The organism is Bacillus sp. YC2, assembly GCF_019891195.1.
GTDB lineage: Bacteria > Bacillota > Bacilli > Bacillales > Bacillaceae > Bacillus.
This window is the reverse complement of record NZ_JAHXDO010000004.1, coordinates 148444-164768: the sequence shown is the minus strand read 5'-3', so window position 1 is coordinate 164768 and position 16325 is coordinate 148444. Positions and strand designations below refer to the sequence as shown.

Annotated in this window: 21 protein-coding genes, 1 pseudogene and 1 other annotated feature; of the genes and pseudogenes, 4 read left to right on the top strand and 18 right to left on the bottom strand. The window is 45.0% G+C overall.

Annotated features, from left to right (window positions below; genetic code table 11):
• Window positions 1–16: 16 nt before the first annotated feature.
• Window positions 17–1057, bottom strand: coding sequence for a DNA polymerase III subunit delta (holA, locus tag KY305_RS09125; RefSeq protein ID WP_223062258.1), 1041 nt, complete (start codon window positions 1055–1057; stop codon window positions 17–19).
• A 39-nt stretch (window positions 1058–1096) separates the two neighbouring features.
• Window positions 1097–1250, bottom strand: a pseudogene (locus tag KY305_RS09120) (hypothetical protein).
• A 40-nt stretch (window positions 1251–1290) separates the two neighbouring features.
• On the opposite strand from KY305_RS09120, the gene KY305_RS09115 reads away from it, so the two are divergent.
• Window positions 1291–1425 carry a YqzM family protein gene (locus KY305_RS09115; protein WP_003152870.1) on the top strand — a complete coding sequence of 45 codons (135 nt, stop codon included), beginning with the start codon at window positions 1291–1293 and terminating at the stop codon, window positions 1423–1425.
• On the opposite strand, the gene KY305_RS09110 is transcribed toward KY305_RS09115, so the two are convergent.
• From KY305_RS09110 to KY305_RS09100, 3 genes are all read right to left on the bottom strand, one after another.
• A complete protein-coding gene (locus KY305_RS09110; protein WP_223062257.1) occupies window positions 1422–3794 on the bottom strand; it encodes a DNA internalization-related competence protein ComEC/Rec2 in 2373 nt (790 codons plus the stop codon). The genes KY305_RS09115 and KY305_RS09110 overlap by 4 nt on opposite strands.
• Window positions 3795–3796: 2 nt before the next feature.
• Complete coding sequence (locus KY305_RS09105) at window positions 3797–4366, bottom strand: ComE operon protein 2 (RefSeq protein WP_223062256.1); 570 nt, start codon at window positions 4364–4366, stop codon at window positions 3797–3799.
• Window positions 4367–4432: 66 nt separating this feature from the next.
• Window positions 4433–5047: a helix-hairpin-helix domain-containing protein gene (locus KY305_RS09100; RefSeq protein WP_223062255.1), complete on the bottom strand. Its 615-nt coding sequence runs from the start codon at window positions 5045–5047 to the stop codon at window positions 4433–4435.
• A 57-nt stretch (window positions 5048–5104) separates the two neighbouring features.
• On the opposite strand from KY305_RS09100, the gene comER reads away from it, so the two are divergent.
• Window positions 5105–5926 (top strand): late competence protein ComER, encoded by an 822-nt coding sequence (gene comER / locus KY305_RS09095; protein ID WP_223062254.1) that lies wholly within the window; start codon window positions 5105–5107, stop codon window positions 5924–5926.
• A gap of 69 nt (window positions 5927–5995) precedes the next feature.
• On the opposite strand, the gene KY305_RS09090 is transcribed toward comER, so the two are convergent.
• From KY305_RS09090 to KY305_RS09055, 8 genes are read right to left on the bottom strand one after another with little or no spacing between them, the layout of a single operon-like run.
• Complete coding sequence (locus KY305_RS09090; RefSeq protein ID WP_223062253.1) at window positions 5996–6736, bottom strand: class I SAM-dependent DNA methyltransferase; 741 nt, start codon at window positions 6734–6736, stop codon at window positions 5996–5998.
• On the bottom strand, window positions 6733–7089 hold the full coding sequence (gene rsfS, locus KY305_RS09085) for a ribosome silencing factor (protein WP_223062252.1): 357 nt from the start codon (window positions 7087–7089) through the stop codon (window positions 6733–6735). Before rsfS ends, KY305_RS09090 begins: the two co-directional genes overlap by 4 nt.
• 16 nt (window positions 7090–7105) lie before the next feature.
• Window positions 7106–7666 carry a bis(5'-nucleosyl)-tetraphosphatase (symmetrical) YqeK gene (yqeK, locus tag KY305_RS09080; protein ID WP_223062251.1) on the bottom strand — a complete coding sequence of 187 codons (561 nt, stop codon included), beginning with the start codon at window positions 7664–7666 and terminating at the stop codon, window positions 7106–7108.
• Complete coding sequence (locus KY305_RS09075) at window positions 7656–8225, bottom strand: nicotinate-nucleotide adenylyltransferase (protein WP_223062250.1); 570 nt, start codon at window positions 8223–8225, stop codon at window positions 7656–7658. The genes yqeK and KY305_RS09075 overlap by 11 nt, the downstream gene beginning before the upstream one ends.
• A 10-nt stretch (window positions 8226–8235) precedes the next feature.
• Window positions 8236–8526 carry a ribosome assembly RNA-binding protein YhbY gene (gene yhbY, locus KY305_RS09070; protein WP_214798293.1) on the bottom strand — a complete coding sequence of 97 codons (291 nt, stop codon included), beginning with the start codon at window positions 8524–8526 and terminating at the stop codon, window positions 8236–8238.
• Window positions 8520–9362, bottom strand: coding sequence for a shikimate dehydrogenase (aroE, locus tag KY305_RS09065; protein ID WP_223062249.1), 843 nt, complete (start codon window positions 9360–9362; stop codon window positions 8520–8522). Before aroE ends, yhbY begins: the two co-directional genes overlap by 7 nt.
• A gap of 19 nt (window positions 9363–9381) precedes the next feature.
• Entirely contained in the window at window positions 9382–10482 is a 1101-nt protein-coding gene (gene yqeH / locus KY305_RS09060; protein WP_223062248.1) for a ribosome biogenesis GTPase YqeH, read from the bottom strand.
• A 2-nt stretch (window positions 10483–10484) separates the two neighbouring features.
• The gene (locus KY305_RS09055) at window positions 10485–11003 is read right to left on the bottom strand and encodes a YqeG family HAD IIIA-type phosphatase (protein ID WP_061521878.1); all 519 of its coding nucleotides are present in this window, start codon (window positions 11001–11003) and stop codon (window positions 10485–10487) included.
• A 359-nt stretch (window positions 11004–11362) separates the two neighbouring features.
• On the opposite strand from KY305_RS09055, the gene sda reads away from it, so the two are divergent.
• Entirely contained in the window at window positions 11363–11503 is a 141-nt protein-coding gene (gene sda / locus KY305_RS09050) for a sporulation histidine kinase inhibitor Sda (protein ID WP_003152850.1), read from the top strand.
• A gap of 129 nt (window positions 11504–11632) precedes the next feature.
• Here the strand turns inward: sda and KY305_RS19970 are convergent, their stop codons facing one another.
• The 3 genes from KY305_RS19970 to KY305_RS09040 form a co-directional block, all read right to left on the bottom strand.
• Entirely contained in the window at window positions 11633–11767 is a 135-nt protein-coding gene (locus tag KY305_RS19970) for a hypothetical protein (protein ID WP_262417666.1), read from the bottom strand.
• A 73-nt stretch (window positions 11768–11840) separates the two neighbouring features.
• A complete protein-coding gene (locus KY305_RS09045) occupies window positions 11841–12545 on the bottom strand; it encodes an SGNH/GDSL hydrolase family protein (RefSeq protein WP_396021517.1) in 705 nt (234 codons plus the stop codon).
• Window positions 12546–12642: 97 nt separating this feature from the next.
• Window positions 12643–13377: a polysaccharide deacetylase family protein gene (locus KY305_RS09040; protein ID WP_223062246.1), complete on the bottom strand. Its 735-nt coding sequence runs from the start codon at window positions 13375–13377 to the stop codon at window positions 12643–12645.
• 276 nt (window positions 13378–13653) lie between these two features.
• Here KY305_RS09040 and KY305_RS09035 point away from each other — a divergent pair, with 276 nt between their 5' ends.
• Window positions 13654–14280 (top strand): TVP38/TMEM64 family protein, encoded by a 627-nt coding sequence (locus KY305_RS09035; RefSeq protein ID WP_223062245.1) that lies wholly within the window; start codon window positions 13654–13656, stop codon window positions 14278–14280.
• Window positions 14281–14319: 39 nt separating this feature from the next.
• Here KY305_RS09035 and KY305_RS09030 read toward each other — a convergent pair whose 3' ends face one another.
• Together KY305_RS09030 and KY305_RS09025 are read right to left on the bottom strand one after the other, a co-directional pair.
• A complete protein-coding gene (locus KY305_RS09030) occupies window positions 14320–14784 on the bottom strand; it encodes a GNAT family N-acetyltransferase (protein ID WP_223062244.1) in 465 nt (154 codons plus the stop codon).
• Window positions 14750–16006, bottom strand: coding sequence for an MFS transporter (locus tag KY305_RS09025; protein WP_223062243.1), 1257 nt, complete (start codon window positions 16004–16006; stop codon window positions 14750–14752). Before KY305_RS09025 ends, KY305_RS09030 begins: the two co-directional genes overlap by 35 nt.
• A gap of 52 nt (window positions 16007–16058) precedes the next feature.
• Window positions 16059–16298: a binding site (T-box leader), on the bottom strand.
• Window positions 16299–16325: the final 27 nt, after the last annotated feature.

Here is a 16325-nt window from a genome sequence, read left to right as displayed (position 1 = left end):
ACAAAAACGATCCCTTTTAACGGGGATCGTTTTTTTCATTTGCCTGAAGAAGCTGTAAGAGAAAGAGTTCGAGCAGCAGCTGCTTGTCCTTTTTCCCCGTTTTCATTTCATAATCCATTACGGCGAGTTTCTCCATGATGCGGCGCAGCTCTTCTTCGGAAAAAAGCCTCGCCTGATCCATTGCCAGCTTCACGCGGAATGGATGGACTTTTAAATTGGAGGCGATCTGCTTTTGCCCGTATCCCTGCCCGGCAAAGTATTTCGTCTGCAAAATAAGGCGGAACTGGCTTGCGATCAGCGCCATAATTTTGATCGGCTCTTCGTTTTGCTTTAAAAGATCATAAAAGATCTGCAAGCTTTCCGTCCGCTTCCTGTTCACGATTTTATTGATCAGTTCAAAAATATTCTGCTCCAAACTCCTCGCGACAAGTTCCCGGACATCCTCAAGCGTGATTTCCGGTCTGTCACCGGTGTAGGCGGAGAGCTTTTGGATTTCCTGATAGATGGATGACAGGTGCCCGTTTACGAGCAGCACCAAATGCTCGGCAGCGTCTGTTCCAATCGTTTTATTTTCGGTTTGCGCCAAATCGATTGTAAAATCAGTCGTTTCCTTTGCGTTCAGCTCCTTGGCCTCCATCATAAAGGCCTGCTGTTTCAGAGCCTTTGTCAGCTTTTTCCGCTCATCCAGCTTCTCATACGGGGCCACGATGACAAAAACGGTGTAAGGCGCGGGTTCTTTTATGTAAGCCTCCAAAGCGCTTGTATTATGCTCTATTTTTTCTTTCTTTTTTTCTCCTGTTAAAAAGGACGGATTTTTAACAATAACCAGCCGCTTCTCACCCATAAACGGGAAGGTTTCGGCATCGGTAATGGCATGGTCAAGCGGGTCCTCTTCAAGATCAAAAACAGACAGGTTAAAATCTTTTGTCTCCTCATCAACGACAGCTTGTCTGATCCGGCTGACGGTCTCTTGGAGCAGATAAGTTTCTTTTCCGTACAAACAATAAACGGAGCGGACATCCCCTTTTTTCAGGGCTTTCCAGACATCAAATACCATGATCGTATGACTTCCTCTCTTTCTTGATCCTCTTCTATCCTAAATTGAGTTCGGCAAATAGTAAAGAGGAAGCTGAAAAAGAACAGCTCCCTCATTTATAATAAACGCCTGATTCACAAGCCCCCGGGTCTGCTTGTAAAAAGGCGATAATCACAAGAACAGAAAACGTTACCATCACTTCTAGATTTTTCAAAACAATTCCAGTATACTAAGGGAAGTCAGGAGGGATGAAATTGAATGATTTTGAAAAAAACGTTCAAAGCAAACGAAATGATGCTGTAGACTCAGCTGTCGGTTTTGTCGTGTCCTTCGGATTTTTCGCCTTTTTGTTCGTGATGGCAACAGCCATCCACCTTATCGGCTCTTAGCCGCTTTCCGGGCTGCTGTCAATCGGCAGTCTTTTTTCGTTCGGCGCCCGCATTTCTTCTATATCATATGGAGGAAAGACAGAAAAGGTTCCAAATCCGCTTTTGAATCTGTATTGAATCGTTCCGCTGATATCGGTTCGCAGCACATTGACGGAATATGCCTTTAACCGGTCAAGCACCTCCTGATTCGGATGATGGTAGCGATTATGTTTTCCGGCTGAAATGAGAGCCGTTTTCGGTTTTAGCTGTTTCAAAAAAGCTTCGCCGGTGGAGCTTTTGCTGCCATGGTGCCCTGCCTTCAGTATATCGGCTTTCAGACTCGGAAAAGCATCAAGCACTTCCTGCTCGCCATTCATTTCTAAATCCCCCGTCAAAAGCCAGCTTACCCCGCCTAATACCGTCCAAAGCACAAGTGATGAATCGTTTTTGCTCCTTGCATCCGGCCATTCAGGAGACAGCACCTCAAACCGCAAATCACCCGCTGTGATGGTATCGCCGCGCTTAGCCTCGGTAATGCTGATGTTTTCTTCTTTAGCCATTTGCAAAATGTCATTGTCCTTCGGCTCTTTCACAAATCCTACAGGCACTATTAAACGCTTTACTCTATGCTTTTTGATTAAAATCCCCGCTTCGCCGATATGGTCCTGATCCGCGTGGGTCAAGATTAAAGCATCTAGCTTTTTCACTCCTTTTCCGTTTAAGAACGGAATCAACACTTTTTCTCCGATAGAATAAGGATGGCGTTTTTCTTTCCACGCTTCGTCAGAATAAGAAAGCATTCCCCCTGTATCAATCATTATGGTTCCCCTCCGGTGCGGCGCGCTCATAAACAGACTGTCACCCTGTCCGATATCAAGCATATCCGCTTCCCCCTCAGGACTGAGATAAGGACGAATTGCTATATAAACAAAAACGGCACAGAAGAAAAGAGCGGATTTCCGAACTCTGAGAATACCGTGTTTTTCAATCACTGTGAAAATAGTAAAAATGGAAATCGCCAGCAATATAAGAGACAGCAGGCTTGGTTTCGCCACAACGATTGTAGACGAATCAATTGACGCAGCAGATGTAATCAGCCTGTGCGCCCATACCATTACACGATCAAACCAGTAAAACACAAACTCGCCTGCGGACCTTGATACTAAGAGCACGAGAAAGCCAATGACAGAACAGGGAATGACAAACAGCGTATAAAAAGGCACCGCGATCATATTCATCGGAAAGCTGACGAGTGAAATCTGCTGAAAATAATAGAGAAGAAACGGCAGTGAAGTAAGCTCTGCAACAAATGAAGCCATTGCAAGCTGGACAAGCTTTTTTTCCCGGGCGTTCTTTAAAATGGAGGATGACAAAATTAAAGCGGCGCTCACTGCGAAGGAAAGCTGAAATCCGATTTCCCAAAGCAAATAGGGGTTGAACAGAAGAAGCAGTAAATAAGACAGGGATATTGCTGCAGAAGAATGAATCCGTCGCTTAAATAGATTTCCCGCGACATAAAAACCTAACATAAGTGATGCACGCAAAACAGATGGCGCGGCACCGGTTAACACCGTGTAAACCGGCAAAAAAAGCAGCAGCAAAACACCGGCCTTTTCTCTCGTGATCCCGATTCTGATCAGCACATAAAATAATCCCGCCGCAATAAGACCGACATGCATCCCGGAAATCGCCATCAAATGGACGATCCCCAGCTTTTGATAGGCGCCGAGTACATCGTCTTCCACCAAAAACCTTTCACCTACAGTCAGCGCCTCTGCGATCCCGGCAGATGATTCAGGGACATGACCCCGAATCACAGAAATAAAATACTTCCTGATATGCAGCAGTTTAAATGACGGTTTTTCAGACTTTGTGCAATTTTGAATGGAGGAGACGGAGAAAAGCCAGTGAATATGCTGGCGGTAAAGGTACTCTTTGTAATCAAATCCGCCGGGAACCGTCGCATGTTTAGGCTCTTCTAAAGAACCTGTGAATGTGCAGCTCATGCCCGGTTCCAGCTGCGCTATTTTTCGTTTTTCTTCAAAAGACTGAATTTTGTAAGAGGCCGCCCATTTCTCTTTGTCACGTGTACGGATAACGGCTGACAGTCTGTCTCCGTCTATTTTCGGAATATCCAGTATGGCCGCATGTTCCGTATAATTCCCGGTCTGATATGCAGATACATTTGCTGAATCCGCCGCGGTATAAAGAAAGAAATAAAGGCAAAAAGAGAAGAGGCAGACGATGGGCAATATGCGCTGCTTTGTCTTTACAATGACAAAAAGCAGAAATAGGAGAAAAAAGAAAATGACAGAGGAGAAAATGGCGGCGGCAATTCCTGCAGTCGCAGAAACCGCCGCCAGGGGCAAAATAAGCCGCTTGTATTTCATACTTATACGTAGCTTGTGAACAGCTCATTTGCCTGTTCATGAATTTTTTTTAATTCATCCTCTTTAAGTCCCGCATCCGATAATTGCTGAATAAGACGGGCTACGAAAGACAATTTTTCGCGATTTTTCAGGTCAATGATCATTTCATCCAGTTCAACCTGCTCTACTTTTACGCCTGCCTGGGCAAATAGTTCTCTGGCGTAAGGCTGGGTTTTGTAATCTTCGGCAAAATAGACCGTTTTTATTCCTGCCTGAATGATTGATTTACAGCACTGAATACACGGATAATGCGTCACATAAATCTCGGCTCCTTCCGTAGGAACGCCGAACTTAGAGCATTGTAATATGGCATTCATTTCTGCATGTATCGTTCTTTGGCAATGATTATCAATCAGCAGGCATCCTTCATCAGCACAATGGACGCCGCCGGCAATTGAGCCGTTGTATCCGCCCGCAATCATCCGCTTGTCTCTGACAACAGTAGCGCCGACGGACAGTCTCGGACATGTGCTTCTAAGCGCCAGTAAATGGCTTTGAGCCATAAAATATTGATTCCATGAGATTCGTTCCACAAGTGTTCCCTCCAAAAGTCGTGTTGCCTGTCCTAAGTTTACATAGATTTTATCAAGATCGTCAATTCACTTTACCGTAATGGAAGCTTTTATTCTTTCAAATGATTTTTCTCCGATCCCTGATACATTCATAATGTCTTCAGCAGCCTGAAACCGGCCGTTTTCTTCACGGTACGCGATAATCGCTTCTGCTTTTTTCTGGCCGACGCCGGAGATGGTTTGAAGTTCGTCAAGAGACGCCGTGTTTATGTTCACTGGTGCATCCTCCTTAGTACCCGCTGCTATTTTCGGCCCGCTCTCCTCTTCCCCTTCACTCGGGATGTAAATGATCGTGCCGTCCTGCAGCTGCTCTGCTAAATTAATATTTTTTTCATCTGCCTTTTCATTCATACCGCCCGCTTTTTCAATGGCTTGCGTCACTCTGTCTTTCGGCTTCATTTCATATACACCGGGCTTTCGGACAGCGCCTTTAATGTCGATCATGATCGTTTCTGTTTCAGTATCCTTTTTACGCTGAGCGGACGCAGAGTCACTCTGCTCGAAAACGGACGGCTGTTTTACCGGTTCTTCTTTTTCCGGACGGAATATCAAAAAACAGACAATGATCAGCAATACCATGGCACAGGCGGCCAGTATTTTCATATGCCGCCGCATCCACTCTGCAACAATCGCTTTCGTCATATTGTTTTGCCTCCCTGCATAAGGTTTAAAGGATTAAGGGAAAAGGAGGGGAGAATCTTGAAGATAGGCTTTATCGGCACCGGAAATATGGGTACAATCCTGATCGAATCGTTTATTGAATCAAGCGCTGCCGATCCCTCACAAATCACCATTACAAACAGAACGATTGATAAAGCGTTAAAGATAAAGGAACGCTTCACCGGCCTTCATGTCACTGAAGACCAGGAACGGCTGGTAAGAGAAAATGAAATGATCTTCATCTGCGTGAAACCGCTGGATATCTATCCTTTGCTTAAAAAGCTCACACCGCATTTAAGAGAAGATCATATTTTAATCTCCATTACAAGCCCCATTCAGACAGAGCAGATTGAACACACGGTTCCGTGCCAGACAGCCCGTGTCATACCGAGCATTACGAATCGGGCCTTGGCCGGGGTATCGCTTGTTACGTTCGGCAAAAGCTGCAGCGACGCGGCAAAATCGCAAATTCATTCTCTGATGTCTCACATTTCAAAGCCTGTGGAAATCGAGAGCGGCATTACGAGAGCGGCCTCTGATATCGTCAGCTGCGGGCCTGCTTTTATGAGTTACCTTATCCAGCGTTTTATTAACGCGGCCGTCGAGGAAACATCGATTTCAAAACAGGAAGCCGTAATCATGTCGAAGGAAATGCTTGTCGGCCTCGGAAAACTGCTGGAGACTGAGCTTTACACCCTTCCGGCTTTACAGGAAAAGGTCTGCGTAAAAGGCGGCGTCACCGGAGAAGGGCTGAAAGCGCTCGAGAGCGGTGTGCAGGATATGTTCCACCGTGTTTTTCAGAATACACATGCAAAATATGAAGAGGATATTTCTTTAGTGGAAAAGCAATTTCACGTGTGAATCAGTATGCCATAGAAAGCAGAGATACCGCCAATCGCGAAAATGGAATTTTAAAAACCATCGTTCTGTTTAAACGATGGTTTTTGATTTGCCTGCCGTAAAGAATAGACGCTCAGACTCAGCTGAAGGAGGGTTATCCGTAAAATCAGCCGTGACCCTCTTCAGTTCAAATCCGGTGTCTGCAAGCATTTGTTGATATTCTTCTATATAAAAGGTTTTTTGCTCATGCGTCTCATCATAGCGCTCATAGGCATGTCCGTTCCATACAAAAAAGGACATATCATGAATGACAGAAAGCTCTTCCTCTCCGGCAAAGCTTTGCCAGATGTAGCTGATTTGCTCATCCTGATCAGCATGGGTGCTGTTCGGAAAAAGCTCCGTCATTTTAAACGGGGAATGGACATCAAACAGAAGCAAGCCGCCTTCCTTCAACACTTGAAAAACGCTTTTAAAGGTGCTTTTGACATCATTTTTCGTTTTTAAGTAATTTAAGGAATCACAGCAGATGACTACAGCGTCAAACTGCTCTTGAAAGCCGGAAAGCTCTCTCATATCCTGCTGAAGAAAAAGAATCGGCTGCTTTCCCGTTTTTTTCTGCTGCGCACAGCTCAGCATATCTTCGCTTAAATCAATCCCCGTGACTTCATAGCCTTTTTCGGAAAGCCTGATTGAAATTTCTCCCGTTCCGCAGGCAAGATCAAGCACCCGTCCCTTTTCAGGAAGAGCGGCTTCAATCCAGCTTGCCCAGTCATCGTACGGCGCATGGGACATTAATTCGTCATAGACGCCGGCGAAGCCTTGGTAAATCATGAATTGAATCCAAGCTCAAGTTCTGCAAGCGGCGCGTCGCCCCACAGCTTTTCCAGATTGTAATAGCTTCTTTCGTCTTTATGGAATACATGGACGATAACATCGCCGAGATCAACTAATACCCAGCGGGCTTCATCAAACCCTTCCATCTTTTTCACATCGATGCCGCTTTCTTCTGCTTGATCTTTAATTTCGCGTGCAATCGCTTGAACCTGCTTATCAGAATTTCCGTGGCAGATTAAAAAATAATCCGCAACGAGAGAAATTCCTTCCATGTCCAATGCTAAAATATCCTCTGCACGCTTATCGTCGCAGGCCTTTGCTGCGATTTTTAATACGGAAGCTTGATTCATTCCCATATTCCTCCTGTCAATTTTGAGACACCAGCCAGTTGTAAGTTGCAAACGTCTCCGGAAAGACCGGCTGGTTTTTTTTCATCAGAAATATCATTGTATTTTTCATCGCTTGTATCAGCGCTTGGTTTAAATCGGTTTCCGCCAGTTTGCGCACATCATCAACCCCGGGAAATTTACGGCCGGGTTCAATATAATCAGCAACGTAAATGACTTTGTCCAAAAGGGTCATGCCGGGACGCCCTGACGTATGATAACGGATTGCATCTAAAATGTCCGGATCGGTAACACCGGCTTCTTTTTCAGCCAAATAGGCGCCTACAGGTGCATGCCAGAGCTCAGAGTTATACTCTAACAGATCTGCCGGCATTTTTTCTCTCACGATAATTTGCTTCATTTCCTCTTTTGGACGAAATTTCGCATAATCATGAAAAATAGCAGCCATTTCCGCTTTTTCAGGATCAGCTCCGAAGCGGCCGGCAAGGATAACAGCCGTATCTGTAACGCCGATTGTGTGGATGTACCGATGCTCGGTCAGCTGCTCTTTGACGCAGGCAAGTGCTTCCTCACGATTCATATAAACCATTCTCCTCTATATACTGCTTCACTTTATCAGGCATTAAGTATTGCGTCGGCTTTTTGGCTTTCAGACGTTCTCTCAGCATCGTGGACGAAACGTTAAATTCCGGAACGTCGGCAAATAGCAGCGGATACGGAGTCTCGATATGAAAGCCCGGACGCCTCACTCCGATAAATTGAATGAGTGTGAGCAGTTCATCTAGTTTATACCATTTAGGCAGAAATTCAATCATATCCGCCCCGATAATAAAGAAGAGTTTATCGTCCGGCCGCCGCTCCTTCAGTAAGCGGATCGTATCAAAGGTGTATGAAGGACCTTCCCGTTCCATTTCGGCCAGCTCAAGCTTAAAATCCGGATTAGAGCCGATCGCAAGCTTCAGCATCTCTACCCGGTGAAAGCTGTCTGTGAAGTCTTCATTCTGCTTATGCGGGGGAATTTGGTTCGGCATAAACCAAATCTCATCGAGTCCCGTCTGATACAGCACTTCGTTTGCCATCAGGAGATGACCGTTATGCGGGGGATCAAATGTACCCCCGAATATTCCGATTTTCTTCATGTCAACCACCTTACGGAAGCTCGATTTGTTTATTTTCCTTGGATTCTTTATACAGCACGATCGTGTTGCCGATCGTCTGCACTAAATGTGAGCGGCAGCCTTTGACAAGCGCTTCAGCGACATCGTTTTTATCCTCTTCGCAATTTTGAAGCACACTGACTTTAATCAGTTCTCTTGCTTCCAGTGCTTCAGCAATCTGTTTCACCATGTTTTCGTTGACTCCGCCTTTTCCTACTTGAAAAATAGGCGTTAAATGGTGCGCTTTTGAGCGCAATAAACGTTTTTGTTTTCCTGTTAACATTGTGTTCCTCCTAGTTTTCCTTCAACAATTGCTCTCATTAACCCGCTGTCAGGCTCTTGTCCCGTCCATAGCTGAAAAGACAGCGCCGCCTGTTCAACAAACATGCCGACTCCGTCCAGAGTCGTTAAGCCCTTTTTCTCGGCTTCTTTTAAAAATGCGGTTTGAATCGGGTTGTAGACGATATCACAAACGATCGCGCTTTTTTTGGCGCGTTCCAGTGAGAGCGGTGCGTCGTCTGTTTTCGGATACATGCCGACAGATGTGGTATGAATGATGACATCATATTGTTCAAGCTGCTTTTCAGCTTCCTGTAATGTAAGTGCATGTTTATTTTGAAAAGAGGGAGCTGCCTCGATCAGCCGGCTTGCTTTTTCCGGGGTGCGGTTGCATACGTCAAACTGTTTCGGCTCAGCGCGGACGATCGTCGTGAAGATGGCTCTCGCCGCTCCCCCCGCTCCTATCATTAAGATGGAAAGCTCTGATAGGGGTTTGTCCAATACCTTTACTAAGGACTTAAAAAATCCTTCCCCGTCAGTATTATACCCGATGAGCCTGTCTCCTTCTCTTTTGACGGTGTTGACGGCTCCGAGTACTTTTGCACTTTCATGGATATCATCCAGATGCTCCATAATGGCCACCTTATGCGGAACTGTCACATTAATACCGCTGATGCCGAGCGCCCTTATGCCGTTAACGGCGTCCTTGAGGTCATGAGGTTCCACCTGAAACGCAAAATACTGCCCGTCAATATCCTTATCTTTTAAAGCCGCGTTATGAATATCGGGTGACATCGAATGCCCGATCGGATTTCCGATAACTCCGTACAATTGTTTCATGCTCCCTCTCCCCTTCTCTCTATATTAATGAACGGCGGACAAATACGTGAACGCCTTTCGGAGCGTATGCTGTGATTTTTTTATCTGCATCCTGAACCGTCACCCAGCCCAAACCGGAAAAAACGATATCCGTTTTCCCTTCCTTGATTGTAAACGTATGGGCTGTAAGCTTCGGAAATTCGTCCAGATCATCTTTTCCGGGCGGTGTAAGCAATTCCCCGGCATGCTTTTCGTATAAAGCATCAGCATTTTCAAGTTTTGTTCTGTGAATCATCAATTCATTCGGCATATAGCAGACAAACGCCGATCTATCGCCTGATACATAATCAAACCGGGCGAGACCGCCAAAGTAAAGCGTTTGTTTATCATTCAGCTGGAATGTGCGCGGCTTTAATTCTTTTTTAGGCGTAAGCACCTTCAAGTCACGCTTGTCCACGTAATGCGCCATTTGGTGATGGTTGATGATTCCCGGCGTGTCATAAAGCGCTGATCCGTCATCAAGCGGGATTTCAATCGCATCGAGCGTTGTGCCCGGGAATTGAGAGGTGGTGATAATATTCTCTTCCCCTGATACTTCTTTAATAATCCGGTTGATAAACGTTGATTTACCGACATTTGTGCATCCCACCACATAAACATCCCGGCCTTCGCGGTAATATTCAATGGCGTCGATCACTTCTTTTATTCCTTGTCCGCGGGAAGCGCTGACCAAAAATACATCAAGCGGCTTTAATCCGTATTCCTTCGCTTCGCGTTTCATCCATTGAACGAGCCGTTCCCGTTTAAGAGATTTCGGCAGGATATCCGCTTTATTCCCGACTAAAAGGATCGGATTACCGCCGACAAAACGACTCAGCCCGTTGATCCAGCTTCCGTTAAAATCAAATATATCAACGACTTTCACAATCAGCGAGTCGGTCTCGCCGATGCTGTGCAAAATATTTAAAAAATCATCATCCGTTAATGAAACATCTTGAATTTCATTGTAATTTTTCAGTCTGAAGCAGCGCTGGCAGATCACACTCTCTTTTGCAAGCGATGCCTGAGGCGCATAGCCAAGACCGTTTTTATCCTCGGTTTGGATCGTTACTCCGCAGCCGATGCAAACAACCTTTTCCATTCCTAATCCTCCCACTGAATGTGCCCTTTGCGTTTTAAAGAACTCAATATTCTCCGTTCAATTTGGCGGTTAAAGCGTGTCACAACTCCGTCGGAGGAAGCGACAGGCACGACCAAAATGGTATGGTAGCCGTGTCTGTTTCCGCCAAGCACATCCGTAAGCAGCTGATCGCCGATCACGACACAGTCCTCTTTTTTCAGCTCCATGCTGCGGACGGCTCTCTTAAAGGCGCGTCCCATTGGTTTTCTCGCCTTATAGATAAACGGAATGCCGAGCGGCTCCGAGAATAATTTAACTCTTCGTTCATTATTATTGGAGACGATCGTTACTTTAATGCCGTGCTCCTTCATTTCTTCAAACCACTCTATTAAACGCGGAGTCGCACTCGGCCTGTCCCACTCAACGAGCGTGTTGTCAAGGTCTGTAATAATTCCTTTCACATTGCGTTCCTTGAGCTTTTCCGGTGTGATATGAAAAATATTTTTCACAAATTCGTCAGGTAAAAAAAACTTTTTTAACAAAACCCGCACCCTTCCCTTTTCTTTCTATCATAAATATGTCGAAACCGGTCGAACTTAAAAACAAAGTCGGCCTGAGCAAAAAAATTTCGACAAAAATTGGGTTTCTTCACCAGTTGTGGATAAAATTACACACATTATCCACTCTTATTCCATCCGGATTTATACAAATTATAAACAAGATACTAACAAGTTATCCACTTATGAGTGTGGATAACAGAACGATTGTTCTTATTTGTAATTCATGGTAGATTAAAGATAACCTCAACATGAATGGAACGCAACCTGCCATCATATGCTTACGCATGATGATTTATTCCAACTGATAAGGAGGTGCCACCCCCATTAATTGGGTATCCGGCATGAGAAAGCTTTCTGATGAGTTACTAATAGAATCTTATTTCAAAGCCAATGAAATGAATTTGAGCCGTGAATTTATCGAGTTAATTGAAAATGAAATCAAAAGAAGATCGCTCGGGCATATCATTTCCGTTTCTTCTTAACAGAAAAATGACCCGGGCGCTTTCCTTTTTTTACTCAGATGACTGATATTATATCACTTCGGTTATGCGCATTACTACCACTTTCAACAAAAAACACCCCTAAAATAGAGGTGTTTAAAAGGACTGCTGTTATACGGCGAACCAATATCGGCCGCCCAATACGAGAAGAACGACGAGCAGCACAACAAAAAATGCGTATCCGTAACCCGCATTCACCCGCGGAGGCGGACATACAGGATACGGCGGAGGAAAACCGCAGTTCATAGCAATCGCCCCCAGTTCATGTTTTAATACAGCCTATGAAGCAGAAACAAAACGGTTTAGGCAGCTGCCGGAATCAGCGTTCCAAAACCCGCCCATTTTTTATGCCTTCATACACAATTCTCGCGCCTTTTGGCGTCATATGATTTCCTGAAGGATCTATCAGCCCTGATTGGATCAGCGTATCGTCTGTATCTTTGCCGCCGTCAGCGCGTATAAAGTGCTCCCAATTATCTATCAAAGGCACCTTTAAGTTTTTGGCAACCTGCCTCGTGATGCCGTTATAGGAGTTGTGCCATTTTCTAGCGCCGCCTTTCGCTTTAAAGGCTGAAGCTTTATATCTTGAATAGTAGAAAAGATGATGCGTTCCGTTTCCTTCTATAACAGGAATACACGTCATTAAAATCGGCTTTATGCCGTGCTTTCTGCTTTCGTTTATAAAATAAGTCAGATTTTCTTCAAACCGTTTTTTTGAGACTCTCGGTTTATTTTTGGTCAATATTCCCGCATCATTTGTTCCGAACATGATAAATAAATATTCAGGCTTTCGGTCAAGCACATCGCTTTGAAAACGTAAGCGCGCATCCTCCGTCGTCTGGCCTCCTATGCCGGCATTGACAATAGACAGATGGCCGCGTTCTGCCGTTTTTAATATGTTTACCCATTGCTGCGCCTTTGGATAATCACGATAATCCCAGTTGGAGCCGCGCGTATTGCTGTCGCCGAACGCTACAACATTCTTCTCTCTGTCTCCGGCACACCCCGACAATAGAAAAATCATCGCAATAAAAAGTACAGCATATTTCATTTTCTCTCCCCCCAAACCTTACCTTTCTATGGTACACATCTCTTTCCCGGCTTTCAACGCGGCGCTCTTTTTAATGAATGTCAAACGGGTCAAAGTCCGGGCCGATTAAGTCTGAGACTTTTACAAAAGTATATCCTTGCTTTTTCAGCTGCGGAATGATTTCTTTAAGGGCTTCAACTGTTTGTCGCCGGTTTCCTCCGCCGTCATGAAGAAGGATAATGTCGCCATCCCGCGCATTTGAAACAATATGCCTGACAATTTTCCCCTTGCCCGGTCTTGACCAATCCATCGGGTCTTGGTTCCACGACCACATGACGATGTGATAGCCTTCTTTTAAGATGCTTTTAAATGCGGTATGATTCAGCGAACCTCCAGGCGGACGAAATAACTTGTCCCCTTCTGGCTGAAGCGCTCTGATCTGCTGTGCAGAGCCGTGAAGCTCTTTTAAAATAGCCTTGCGTTTTAAACGATGAAAATAGACATGATTCATCGTATGGTTACCGATTTCATGACCTTCCGCCACAATACGCTTTGCAGTCACGGGGTATCTGTCAATATGGCTCCCGATACAAAAAAAGGTTGCTTTGACGTTATGTTTTTTCAGCACGTCTAAAACAGCCTCCGTATAAACCGGATGCGGGCCGTCATCAAATGTTAAGGATAGCTTCTTTTTTTCAGACCTTACGTCCCAGTACACGTTTCCCGTTTTCTCCATGTCACTTCTTTTTAATGACTTTGCATCGGCAGAAACAGCAGTGAAACTTGTGAGAACGCATATGAAAATGATCAAATGAAAGCATCTCAACGTTTACACCTCCAGTAAACACTACTGTTAACGTGTCCCCTTTTTTAAAAATCATTCTGCGCATAAAATATGTACATCCCCTGATGCAGAAGCAGATGACATTGATTATGACAGCACCGCTTTCAGCTTAGCTACTGTTTTCGGTCCGTTTTTATAATGGATACCATTTTTATCCCTTAGCTGATAAAGAATGCAGAGGCGCGCTTGATGGACAGCCTATTTTAATAGAAGGAGAAAGATTTGTGCTGTATACTAATCAAAGAGGTGAACATATATATGATAAAGAAGGGACTCAGCCTTGGAGTCATTATTGCTGTGATCATCATCGGCTTTATGCAAAAAGACGTTTGGCTCGATTTGATTAAGGCAGGCGGTATGTACGCCATATTGCTTAGCATGCTTTTGGTCGCGGCTGACGTATTTTTTCCGATTGTTCCGTTTGCGATTATCGCTGCTTTAAACGGGGCGGTTTTCGGCATTGTGAATGGGGTATGGATTACGCTGTCAGGTGCGATGTTCGGTACGATGGCATTGTTTTTTCTCGTTCGGTACGGATTCAGAGATTGGGCGAGGAAGAAGCTGATGGCTTACCCGGCCGTTTCGCATTATGAAGATTCCTTTCACCAGCACGCGTTTACGGCAGTTCTTTTAGGCCGGCTCATTCCGGTCATCCCGTCGCTGGCCATGAATACCGTCTGCGGATTAAGTAAAATCAGATGGGCGGTCTTTTTTTCTGCCTCACTGATTGGCAAAATCCCCAACATTATTATTGTGACCGTCGCAGGTGCTTCTTTCACAAGCAATAAACTGCTGTCTTTCGGGATTTACGGAGCATACATGCTTGTATTAATGGTGATCATTTATAAAAAGTTTCCTCACCTTTTAAAAGCATCGAAAAAATGAAGATTGTATATGAAAGGACAAACCGCCCTTTCATATACGTTATTTCTGCTGTACTTCGCCTCTCATTCTGATAACCTTCCCGTCCGGCTCCAAACCGAGCGCCTGCATATTTTTCTTTCTGTAAAATGCCAGGGCCCGTCTATTGCTTGGTGAAACTCTGAGGTGGTATTCCGTCACACCGTACGTTCGAAAGAAATCCTGTGCATAAGCGTCCAGCTTTTCCCCATATCCCCTGCCCCTTTCCTGCGGGATGATATAATAAAGATGTACATAACCGATTTCTTTATGTTGATATGTTTTGATCGACAGCTCGAGCTGTCCAATCGGCTGCTGCTGATAATAAGCCATCACAAAACCGTCAGGAAAACGTTTGATCTGTCCGGACAGCCAGCTGAGATATTCTTCCCTGTTAAAGCCGTCAGCCGTTCCAAAGCTTGCTATAAAGGAATCCAAGGAAACCGCTGTCTCTTCATGTTTGTTTAGATTGATCCGCTGAAAATACACCAGAAACCCTCCTTTTTGCGAAAATGAATAAGAATGAGCAAAGAACGACAGCCAGAAGCAGCATAACGGCGGCGCCTGCCATGACAATGCGCTGAATAGGGACCCCTATCGCCAAAACTCCGAATAATCCCGTTATCAGTATAAGGAAGACGGCTTCAAATAATGAATAAAGACTTCCGACCCTCCCCATGATGTCAACCGGGATATGCTTTTGGTAAAACGTCAAAAATCCTGTATTCGCAAAGGAGAGAAAAAAAGCAAGCAGAAAGAAGGCGAGAGCTGCCGTCCAAAAGAATTCGGAAAAGGCATAAATCATATACCCCACAGAGACGAGCAAGGCGCCGCTTCCCATTAATAAAAAAGTCGGCAATTTTTTGATGAAGATCACATTCACAAGCGCCCCTGCAATAATGCCAGCTCCCGCAACACTGTTAAGAAATCCGTAATCTGCATCTGTGAGCTGAAGAACATCTTTCGCAAACGCCGCTTCAAGCGAATCAAGAGCTGACATCATCACTGTCATAACCAGACTGAATAAAAAATAAATAATCATGACATTTCTTGCAGTGCGGCTGAAACGGTACACAAGCCGCCAATCTTCTTTATATACCGCCAAAGAAAGCTTCTTTTGACGGGCCTGTACATGGACATCCTTTTCGAGATTCGGCAGCATCATCGTGATGATACCGGACAGGCTTAAAGCTGCCGCATTCACCCAAATCGCAAAAATCGGTGTACCGGCGATAAAAAGCAGCCCGGCTGCAGCCGGTCCGAGAAGAAAAGCCCCTGATTCCAGCAAAGCCCGCAAAGAGTTGAATCGTTTTCTTCTGTCAGCAGGAATCAGTAAAGTCACATACGCCATCGAAGACGGACGAAACATCGCATTGGCCATATTGATGAGAAACACAATACAATAAACAGAGTAGACAGACCCTACACTCAGCATCAACGGCAGGACCATAATTAACGCAGCCCTGAAAAAATCAAGCGTACACATGATATTCCGTTTATTAAACCGGTCGATTAAGCTGCCGGCCCATACATTTGTCATCAAAACAGCCGCGGGCCTTATTAAATAGAGGACAGACACCGCAAATGCCGATCCCGTTTCTTTTAAGACAATCAGATTAAGAGATAAAAAATAAATCCATTCCCCGATGTTTGATACACCGATCCCGCCCAATAAAAGAACCGGGTAACCCCAAGACTTGATGCCCTTCATCTAAAACCCCTCCTTTATAAATTAAAAAACCCCGCCCCCAAGACAATAAAGTCTTGAGGACGGGGTAAAAGCCCGCTATGCCACCTCAATTCGTTACGATGCCGGGCACCATAACTTTTCCGGGTAAAGAAGCTTACTCGATAACAGGAGTAACTGCCGCATCATCCTCAACTCCCGATTCCGATGCGAAGCTAAGAGGCTTGCTTCAACAAATCCATTCATACTCCTTTCCAGCTCCCGGAGCTCTCTGCCATGAATGATATTTGTCTACTCTTCTCTTCAACGCTTTTTGGCTGTTTTCACTTGAGTTCCTTACTTT

What these genes read in the sequence shown, in the direction of transcription:
- holA (WP_223062258.1), bottom strand. Translation starts at nt 1,057, where the DNA reads ATGGTATTTGATGTCTGGAAAGCCCTGAAAAAAGGGGATGTCCGCTCC.
- KY305_RS09110 (WP_223062257.1), bottom strand. Translation starts at nt 3,794, where the DNA reads ATGAAATACAAGCGGCTTATTTTGCCCCTGGCGGCGGTTTCTGCGACT.
- KY305_RS09100 (WP_223062255.1), bottom strand. Translation starts at nt 5,047, where the DNA reads ATGACGAAAGCGATTGTTGCAGAGTGGATGCGGCGGCATATGAAAATA.
- KY305_RS09090 (WP_223062253.1), bottom strand. Translation starts at nt 6,736, where the DNA reads ATGATTTACCAAGGCTTCGCCGGCGTCTATGACGAATTAATGTCCCAT.
- rsfS (WP_223062252.1), bottom strand. Translation starts at nt 7,089, where the DNA reads ATGAATCAAGCTTCCGTATTAAAAATCGCAGCAAAGGCCTGCGACGAT.
- yqeK (WP_223062251.1), bottom strand. Translation starts at nt 7,666, where the DNA reads ATGAATCGTGAGGAAGCACTTGCCTGCGTCAAAGAGCAGCTGACCGAG.
- KY305_RS09075 (WP_223062250.1), bottom strand. Translation starts at nt 8,225, where the DNA reads ATGAAGAAAATCGGAATATTCGGGGGTACATTTGATCCCCCGCATAAC.
- yhbY (WP_214798293.1), bottom strand. Translation starts at nt 8,526, where the DNA reads ATGTTAACAGGAAAACAAAAACGTTTATTGCGCTCAAAAGCGCACCAT.
- aroE (WP_223062249.1), bottom strand. Translation starts at nt 9,362, where the DNA reads ATGAAACAATTGTACGGAGTTATCGGAAATCCGATCGGGCATTCGATG.
- yqeH (WP_223062248.1), bottom strand. Translation starts at nt 10,482, where the DNA reads ATGGAAAAGGTTGTTTGCATCGGCTGCGGAGTAACGATCCAAACCGAG.
- sda (WP_003152850.1), top strand. Translation starts at nt 11,363, where the DNA reads ATGAGAAAGCTTTCTGATGAGTTACTAATAGAATCTTATTTCAAAGCC.
- KY305_RS19970 (WP_262417666.1), bottom strand. Translation starts at nt 11,767, where the DNA reads ATGAACTGCGGTTTTCCTCCGCCGTATCCTGTATGTCCGCCTCCGCGG.
- KY305_RS09045 (WP_396021517.1), bottom strand. Translation starts at nt 12,545, where the DNA reads ATGATTTTTCTATTGTCGGGGTGTGCCGGAGACAGAGAGAAGAATGTT.
- KY305_RS09035 (WP_223062245.1), top strand. Translation starts at nt 13,654, where the DNA reads ATGATAAAGAAGGGACTCAGCCTTGGAGTCATTATTGCTGTGATCATC.
- KY305_RS09025 (WP_223062243.1), bottom strand. Translation starts at nt 16,006, where the DNA reads ATGAAGGGCATCAAGTCTTGGGGTTACCCGGTTCTTTTATTGGGCGGG.